Source organism: Rhizobacter sp. (genome assembly GCF_031412495.1).
Classification (GTDB): domain Bacteria; phylum Pseudomonadota; class Gammaproteobacteria; order Burkholderiales; family Burkholderiaceae_C; genus Schlegelella_A.
The window spans coordinates 1-3,972 of the sequence record NZ_JANODC010000482.1; the positions used below are offsets into that span (position 1 = coordinate 1).

The following is a 3,972-nucleotide window of genomic DNA, read 5'->3' on the forward strand; positions in this document are numbered from 1 at the left end:
GAGCAGCGCCACCGACAGCTGGCGCTTGACCTGGGTCAGGATCTCCAGGCCCTTGGCGAGCCCGGGGCCGCGGAAGGAGGTGCCGCTCGAGCGGTTCGCCTTGTCGTAGCTCGACTTGAAGATGAAGGGAATGCCGAGCGCCGCCGTGATCTCCTTGAGCCGGCCCGCGACATCGATCTGGAGCTGCTCGGACTCGACGACGCACGGCCCGGCGATGAGGAAGAAAGGGTGCTCGAGGCCGACCTCGAAGCCACACAGCTTCATGCGGCGACCTTCTCCGCGCGCTCTGCCTGGTGCGCCAGCGCGGCGTGGATGAACGACTTGAAGAGCGGATGCCCGGCCCACGGCGTCGACTTGAACTCCGGGTGGAACTGCACGCCGACGAACCACGGGTGCACGCTCCTCGGCAACTCGACGACCTCGGTGAGCTTCTCGCGCTGAGTGATGGCCGAGATCACGAGACCGGCCTCGGTGAGTTGCTCGAGATAGTTCTCGTTGGCCTCGTAGCGGTGCCGATGCCGCTCGGTGAGGACGTTGCCGTAGATCTCGTGCGCGAGGGTGCCGGGCTTGACGTCCGAGCTCTGCGCGCCGAGGCGCATCGTGCCACCGAGGTCGGACGCCGCTGTCCGCTTCTGCACGCTGCCGTCCGGATCCTGCCACTCGTCGATGAGGGCGATGACAGGGTGCGGCGTCGCCGGGTCGAACTCGGTGCTGTTGGCCCCGGCGAGGCCGGCCTTGTGCCGTGCGAACTCGATCGTGGCGACCTGCATGCCGAGGCAGATGCCGAGGTAGGGGATCTTCTTCTCGCGGGCGTACTGGGCAGCGAGGATCTTGCCCTCGACGCCGCGCTTGCCGAAGCCGCCGGGGACGAGGATGGCGTCGAACCGGCCCAGGTTGGCGACGCTCGTCGGCGTCAGGTCCTCGGAATCGATCGACTCGACCTTCACCCGAGCATGGTTCTGGATTCCGGCGTGGCGCAGGGCCTCATTGAGCGACTTGTACGAGTCGGTGAGGTCGACGTACTTGCCGCACATCGCGATCGAGATCTCGGTCTTCGGGTGCTCGATCTCGTCGACGAGCTTGTCCCAGCGAGCCAGGTTGGCCGGCTTGCTGTGCAGCTGGAGCTTGGCGCAGACGAGCTCGTCGAGCCCCTGCGCGTGCAGCATGCGCGGCACCTTGTAGATGTTGTCCACGTCCCAGACCGAGATCACGCCGAACTCGTGCACGTTGGCGAAGAGGGAGATCTTGGCGCGCTCCTCGTCCGGGATCGGCCGGTCGGCGCGGCAGAGCAGGGCGTCCGGCATGATGCCGATCTCGCGCAGCTTCTGGACGCTGTGCTGCGTCGGCTTGGTCTTCAGCTCGCCGGCGGCGGGGATCCACGGCACCAGCGTGAGGTGCAGGAAGGCGCAGCTGCCCGGGCCCATCTTCAGGCTCATCTGGCGCACGGCCTCGAGGAAGGGCAGCGACTCGATGTCGCCTACGGTGCCGCCGATCTCGACGATGGCCACGTCGAGGTCGTTGCCGGCGCCGCGGCGGATGAAGTCCTGGATCTCGTTGGTGACGTGCGGAATCACCTGCACCGTCTTGCCGAGGTAGTCGCCGCGGCGCTCCTTCTCGAGCACGCTCTTGTAGATCTGGCCGGTGGTGAAGTTGTTCGTCCGCTTCATCCGCGTGGTGATGAAGCGCTCGTAGTGGCCGAGGTCGAGGTCGGTCTCGGCCCCGTCTTCGGTGACGAACACCTCGCCGTGTTGGAACGGCGACATCGTCCCGGGATCGACGTTGAGGTACGGGTCGAGCTTGATGAGGGTGACCTTGAGGCCGCGCGATTCGAGGATCGCGGCGAGCGACGCCGAAGCGATGCCCTTGCCCAAGGAGGACACCACGCCGCCGGTGACGAAGACGAACTTGGTCATTGCGAGACGGCACTCGTCACGAGTGCCGTGGTGGAAATCGCAATTATATCGGCGGGGTCCGCGCGCCTCGGAGCCGGCTCATCCCACCATGCGCATTCCGACCGCCGGTCCCATTTGACTAGACCAGCTTCTCGCCCGGGTGCGTGATCTTGCGCATCACTTCGTAGCGCGACGACGGGACGCAGAGCGGCGCCTTCGCCGTGCCGTCGGCGTCCCATTGCGGGTCGTCGATCGACTCGAAGCCGAGGCGGAGCTTCTCGCCCCAGCTGTTGCGGATCATCTGGAAGTAGGGGTTTTCGTTGTCGATGCAGACGACCTGCGTGCTCTGCAGGCGGTCTGCCTCGTAGACGCAGAGGTCGAGCGGCAGGCCGACGGACAGGTTGGATTTCAAGGTGGAGTCCATCGACACGAGCACGCACTTGGCCGCCTCGTCGAGCGGCGTCGACGGGCGCAGCATGCGGTCGAGGACGGGCTTGCCGTACTTCGACTCGCCGATCTGGAAAAAGCAGGTCTCGCGCGTCGCCTCGATGAAGTTGCCGGCCGAGTAGACGAGGAACAGGCGCATCGCCTCGCCGCCGATCTGGCCGCCGAAGATCATGCTCGCGTTGAAGTCGAAGCCGGCCTTCTTCAGCGAGGCGCCGTCCTGCTCGTACACGTGGCGCACCGCCGCGCCGAGGACGCGGGCGGCGTCGAACATGCTGCGCGCGTTCCAGATCGTGATCGGCGGGCCGTCGCCGTCGTCCAGCTCCTCGATCTGCAGGATCTCGCGCACCTGCTGCGAGATCGACAGGTTGCCGGCCGACAGCATCACCATGAAGCGATCCCCCGGCCGCTCGTAGATCATCATCTTGCGGAAGGTGCCGATCTGGTCGAGACCCGCGTTCGTCCGCGAATCGGAGAGGAAGACGAGGCCGGCGTCGAGCTTGACGCCTACGCAATAGGTCATGGGATGTCTCGTGGCAGTGCCTTCAGGCGGTAGAGCGCATCGAGCGCTTCCCGGGGGGTGAGCATATCGGGGTCGATGCCGGCCAAGGCGGCCGCGAGTGCGCCATCCGCCACGCCGGTGGCCACGCCCGGGCCGGGCTCGATGCCGCCCGGCGGCGCCGCGAACAGGTCGATCTGCGGCTGGCGCGCGACACGCTCGGCCTCGAGCCCTTCCAGCGCCGCGCGCGCGTGACGCAGCAGCGATGCCGGCATGCCGGCGAGCCGGGCGACCTGGACCCCGAAGCTGCGGCTCGCCGGCCCCGGCTCGATCTCGTGCAGGAAGGCGATGTCGTCGCCCGACTCGATGGCGCCGACGTGCACGTTGAGGGCGCGCTCGTGCCGCTGCGCGAAGTCGGTCAGCTCGAAATAGTGCGTGGCGAACAGGGTGAAGGAGCGGTTCTTCTCGTGCAGGTGGTGGGCGATGGCGCCGGCCAGCGCCAAGCCATCGAAGGTCGACGTGCCGCGGCCGATCTCGTCCATCAGCACCAGCGAGTGCTCGGTCGCGGTGTGCACGATCGCGGCCGCCTCGGTCATCTCGACCATGAACGTCGACTGCGCATTGGCGAGGTCGTCGGCGGCGCCGATCCGGGTGTGGATGGCGTCGAGCGGCCCGAGCCGGCACGTCGCGGCGGGCACGTACGAGCCCATCGACGCGAGCAAGGCGATCAGTGCGACCTGGCGCATGAAGGTGCTCTTGCCGCCCATGTTGGGGCCGGTGATGACGAGCATGCGGCGCCGCGCATCGAGCCGGCAGTCGTTGGCGATGAACGGCTGGCCGGTCTCGCCGAGGCGGGCCTCGACCACCGGATGCCGGCCGCGCTCGATCTCGATGCACGGCTCGCGCACGAATCGGGGCCGGCACCAGTCGCCGCGCCGCGCCACCTCGGCCAGTGCTGCGAGCGCGTCGACCGCGGCCAGCGAGCGGGCCACCGTGGACAGCGCGTCGAGGTGCGGCAGCAGGTCGTCGAGGAGGGCGTCGTAAAGCTCCTTCTCGCGCGCCAGGCAGCGCTCGCCCGCCGACAGCGCCTTGTCCTCGAATGCCTTCAGCTCGGGCGTGATGAAGCGCTCGGCATTC

General features: G+C 67.8%; 3 protein-coding genes and 1 pseudogene. All 4 read right to left on the bottom strand.

The window, feature by feature from the left end:
- Positions 1-264 (bottom strand): annotated as a pseudogene (locus tag AC30N0_RS17985) (3-deoxy-8-phosphooctulonate synthase); the annotation flags it as partial.
- Positions 261-1,913, bottom strand: a complete 1,653-nt coding sequence (gene pyrG / locus AC30N0_RS17990; RefSeq protein WP_489519260.1) for a CTP synthase — start codon at positions 1,911-1,913, stop codon at positions 261-263. The pseudogene AC30N0_RS17985 and the gene pyrG, both read right to left, overlap by 4 nt.
- Before the next feature lie 118 nt (positions 1,914-2,031).
- Entirely contained in the window at positions 2,032-2,859 is an 828-nt protein-coding gene (locus AC30N0_RS17995; RefSeq protein ID WP_489519261.1) for a proteasome-type protease, read from the bottom strand.
- A partial coding sequence (locus AC30N0_RS18000) for a MutS-related protein (RefSeq protein WP_489519262.1) occupies positions 2,856-3,972 on the bottom strand: 1,117 nt, incomplete at its 5' end. The genes AC30N0_RS18000 and AC30N0_RS17995, both read right to left, overlap by 4 nt.